Consider the following 4,018-nt stretch of genomic DNA (forward strand, 5'->3'; position numbering starts at 1 on the left):
CCCCTGGCCGTCGCCGCCGGCGCGGTTGGGGTATACAATTGCCCCAGGGGAGCAAGAGCATGGCCAAACGAATCCTGGTTGTGGACGACGAACCGGACACGCTTGGGCTGATCGAGCTCACGCTGGCGACCGCCGGCTACGAAGTGCGCACGGGGTTCGATGGCAAGACAGCCCTCGCCCTCCTCCGCCAGGAAGCATTCGACCTGCTCCTGCTCGATATCATGATGCCGGACATTTCGGGCTTCGAGGTGGTCTTGCAGCTCCAGGCGGACGCGACTCCCCTCCCCCCGGTGATCTTCCTGACCGCCAAAAGCCGCCCCGAAGACCGGGAGCGGGGTAACGCCCTCGGGGCGCGAGCCTACCTGGTCAAACCGACGACCCGCGGTCAGCTTCTCGACGCGATCCACAAGGTCATCGGGGCATCACCCTGACCGACTCCCCCGCAGAAGTGCTTCACCAGGCCGATTCGATCCTCGAGGACCTCGAGGATTTCCTGCTGTCTGACCTGGTGTTCTGGCCTCGCCCAGAACCCAGGAGCGGCGGAGGCAGCCGCTACGACCTATCGCTGGGCCTGGCCTTGCTGGCTCGCGATTCACTGCGCGCCTACGAGCAAGCTTCCTCGGAGGTTGACGCCCGGCGACTGCGATCTGCGGCGGAGGCCATCACCGACGTGATGGAGCGCTGGGCGGCGGCGACCTCCCGCAAGGCCAGGGCCGAGTTGCCGCAACGCCTCAACCTCTGGCAGGGGTACCTCGAGGAAGCCCGCGACACACCCTCGTCCGCAAAGGAATACCCCCTGCAAGTCCGCAACCGGGTGATTGCCGAGCGCCTGGCGCCGCTCGCAGACCCGGCGGTTTCGACTGGCCAGGGCCAGCGCCTGCGGCTGCTCGATCAGAGTCTGAATGGGATGTTTCTCTCAGGGCCGTTTGTTTGGGAGGAGGCGCTCTCGCCGGCCTATCCGCAGGCCGCCTTCTGGTTCCTGTACGGTGGCATCCGTCTGACGCCGGACTGACAAAGCCCCTTGTCGCATCGGTCGACCCCCCGGAAGGGCGCTCGCCAAGCCACCTTGCCTCGGGGAACCGAGGCCTTTGCGTGCCGCGGTTGCTCGTTCAGGCCGCAGGCGGGAATCTCCTCGCCGGTCGGCCTGTGCCCTCCTGGCGCTGCCGCCGGCTCACCATCGACCAGCAGCCTTGGGCGGGCCGAATCGCGGGTCTACCGACTGGGCGCAGAAGACAGGGCGAGTCGCGTTGCCGGGCAGGTGACGGCCCGGCTCAGAGCTACTTGGCGTAGTCGACAGCCCGCGTCTCTCGGATCACGGTCACCTTGATCTGGCCGGGATAGTGCATCCCTTCCTCGATCTTCTTGGCCACATTGCGGGCCAGGCGCGTTGCCTCCAGGTCGTCGATCTCTTCCGGCAGGACGATCACTCGGATCTCTCGGCCGGCCTGCAGGGCGTAGCTCTGCGACACTCCGCCGAAGGAATTGGCGATGTCTTCCAAGCCGCGCACGCGCTTGATGTACTGTTCGAGGTTCTCCCGCCGGGCTCCTGGCCGCGCCCCGCTGATCGCATCCGCCGCCTCAACGATCACGGCTTCCACCGACTGCTGGTCGACTTCGTGATGGTGAGCGCCGATGATGTTGACAACCGCCGGGCTCACCCCATAGCGCCGGCAGAATTCGGCGCCGATCGAGGCATGCGTCCCTTCCACTTCATGGTCCATCGCCTTGCCTAGATCATGCAGCAGCCCGCCGGACTTGGCGATCTGGGTGTCCGCCCCGAGTTCGGCTGCGATCACGCCTGCCAGCTGGGCGCACTCGATAGCGTGCGCCAGCTGGTTCTGGCCGTACGAGGTCCGGAACTTGAGCCGGCCGAGCTTCTTGATGATCTCCGGGTGCAGCCCGGGGACGCCGGCATCGAAGGTGGCCCGCTCGCCTTCCTGCACCATCAGCTTGTCGACGTCGAGGCGGACGGTCTCGACGATCTTCTCGATGTTCGCCGGGTGGATCCGACCGTCTTCGACCAGCCGCTCCATCGATCGCCGGGCCACTTCGCGCCGCACCGGATCGAACGACGAGATGGTGACCGCCTCCGGCGTATCGTCCACGACAACATCCACTCCAGCCGCCTGTTCAAACGCACGAATGTTGCGCCCGTTGCGGCCGATGATCCGACCCTTGAGCTCGTCCGAGGGCAAGGGGACAACTGTGACGGTGACCTCGGCGACGTGGTCCGAGGCGACGCGCTGGATGGCGTCCGCAATCAGCTCGCGGGCACGACGCTCCCCCTCGGATTGGGCCTCGTCTTCGATCTGGCGGATGATGCGAGCCATGTCGTTGCGCGACTCGCGCTCGACCTCCGCCAGTAGCTGCGCCTTGGCGTCGTCTTGGGTCATGCCGGAGACCCGCTGCAGCTCGGCCAGAGTGTCCGCATACAGCTGGTCGATTTCGCTCGTGCGGTGATCGAGGGCGCTCTGGCGTTTGTTCAGGGCCTGATCCCGCTTCTCGATCTGCTCGACTCGCCGGTCCAGCTCGGCGCGTCGCCGCTGCAGGCGCTCATCCTCACGGTTATTGTCGGCCCTTCGACGCGAGGCCTCGGCCTCGCTCTCGTCGCGGATCTTGATGGCGTCGGCTCTGGCCTGGAGTTCGATCTCGCGGACCTTGGTCCGGGCCTGATCCGTCAGGCGCTCGGCCTCGTCCAGCCGCTCCCTGCCTTCGCGCTTCGCCTGCTGGTGGCGGACGACATATCCGACTGCCAGGCCAATAGCGAGGGCGATCACAATGGCTGCGATCAGTAGCACAAGGGGATTGCTCAGCATTCTGTGTCAGTCTCCTCGCCCCCGTCGGCCATCTCTTTCCAGAGTTGGCGTGCCGTCGAGGCGCTTGTACGATAGTCGAAGCCACGCCGCATCAGGTGGCTGGTCAGCCTGTGCTGGAACTCCTCGGGACCTGCAGAGGACCAGCGTCTGGCCGCCTTGCGTCCGGCATCTGCCGCGGCAGCTTCGTCATCATGACCGGCGAGGGCAGCTTCGATCTCGTCCGGGGCGACGCCCTTCTGCCGCAGTTCTGCCCGCAGCGCAAAGGCACTGCGCGGCCGAAACACTCGCCGGTTTTCAACCCAGGCATCGGCGAATGCCCGATCATCCAGCCAACCCTGAGTGCGCAACCGACCCACCACCTGGTCCTGTTGCGCGGCTGTCACTTGTCTCTTGCGCAGTCCCTGCCGGATCTCGGCTTCCGATCGGGGCCGGCGGGCGATCTGGCGGTGCGCCCAGCGCACCGCCCGTTCGACTCCGTCTTCGGCCTGCAGGCGCTCGACCGCCTCGTCGTCCAGTGACTGCCCGGCCTGCATCCGGGCGGTCAGCGCCGAGTCCAGTTCGAGTTCCCCGCCGCCCTCCAGCCGGACATGCACCCGGTCCGGTTTGCGGCGATCTGGCTCGATCGATCGAACAACCCGGCTCACGTCACCAACCCGCCGTTAAGGACAACGACCGCAGCCAAACGTTCTGGCCACGGCCCGAACAACTGATCCCGCCCGACATTCGACACGAGAATGGCTGCCGCTCCGTAGCTACCACGGAGGCGGATGCTCGCGATTCCGGCTAAGGCGCTATTACCCGGGTCTTGCTCTACGCCTCGCTAGCTCTCCTCATCCGAGCCATCATCCAAACGCTGCCACATCTCTGTTCGAGCGAAGTTGCCAAGCTATGGCCGCACGCACTCCTGCACGTCCTCGTGCAGCCCCGGTTGTCCTTCCTGATATTGTACCGCCTAGTCTACCAACTCCGCATCCTCGTCCGCCGCGCCCAAAGCCGCGGCTGGCGCGAAGGACCCCCGGATGCGGCCCTCGATTTCCTCGGCCACCTGGGGATTGTCACGCAGGAACTGGCGGGCGTTCTCCCGTCCCTGCCCGATGCGCTGTTCGCTGTAGGTGTAGAACGACCCGCGCTTCTCCACTACCCCCAGCCCCACCCCCAGATCCAGCACATCCCCTTCCTTCGAGATCCCCTCGTTGTACAGA

5 protein-coding genes are annotated in these 4,018 nt (G+C 66.0%); 2 read left to right on the forward strand and 3 right to left on the reverse strand.

Annotation, left to right across the window (positions count from 1 at the left end):
- The first annotated feature begins 59 nt into the window (after positions 1–59).
- Together MUO23_15320 and MUO23_15325 are read left to right on the forward strand one after the other, a co-directional pair.
- A complete protein-coding gene (locus MUO23_15320) occupies positions 60–431 on the forward strand; it encodes a response regulator (protein MCJ7514321.1) in 372 nt (123 codons plus the stop codon).
- 17 nt (positions 432–448) lie between these two features.
- Complete coding sequence (locus tag MUO23_15325; protein ID MCJ7514322.1) at positions 449–1,012, forward strand: hypothetical protein; 564 nt, start codon at positions 449–451, stop codon at positions 1,010–1,012.
- 265 nt (positions 1,013–1,277) lie between these two features.
- Here the strand turns inward: MUO23_15325 and rny are convergent, their stop codons facing one another.
- The 3 genes from rny to MUO23_15340 all read right to left on the reverse strand — a co-directional run.
- A complete protein-coding gene (rny, locus tag MUO23_15330; protein ID MCJ7514323.1) occupies positions 1,278–2,816 on the reverse strand; it encodes a ribonuclease Y in 1,539 nt (512 codons plus the stop codon).
- Positions 2,810–3,460 carry a RecX family transcriptional regulator gene (locus tag MUO23_15335; GenBank protein MCJ7514324.1) on the reverse strand — a complete coding sequence of 217 codons (651 nt, stop codon included), beginning with the start codon at positions 3,458–3,460 and terminating at the stop codon, positions 2,810–2,812. Before MUO23_15335 ends, rny begins: the two co-directional genes overlap by 7 nt.
- 308 nt (positions 3,461–3,768) lie before the next feature.
- A partial coding sequence (locus MUO23_15340) for a hypothetical protein (protein ID MCJ7514325.1) occupies positions 3,769–4,018 on the reverse strand: 250 nt, incomplete at its 5' end.

The sequence above is a fragment of the Anaerolineales bacterium genome, from assembly GCA_022866145.1.
Taxonomy (GTDB): domain Bacteria; phylum Chloroflexota; class Anaerolineae; order Anaerolineales; family E44-bin32; genus PFL42.

Coding starts and splice junctions, on each gene's coding strand:
- MUO23_15320 (MCJ7514321.1), top strand. CDS start 60: ATGGCCAAACGAATCCTGGTTGTGGACGACGAACCGGACACGCTTGGG.
- rny (MCJ7514323.1), bottom strand. CDS start 2,816: ATGCTGAGCAATCCCCTTGTGCTACTGATCGCAGCCATTGTGATCGCC.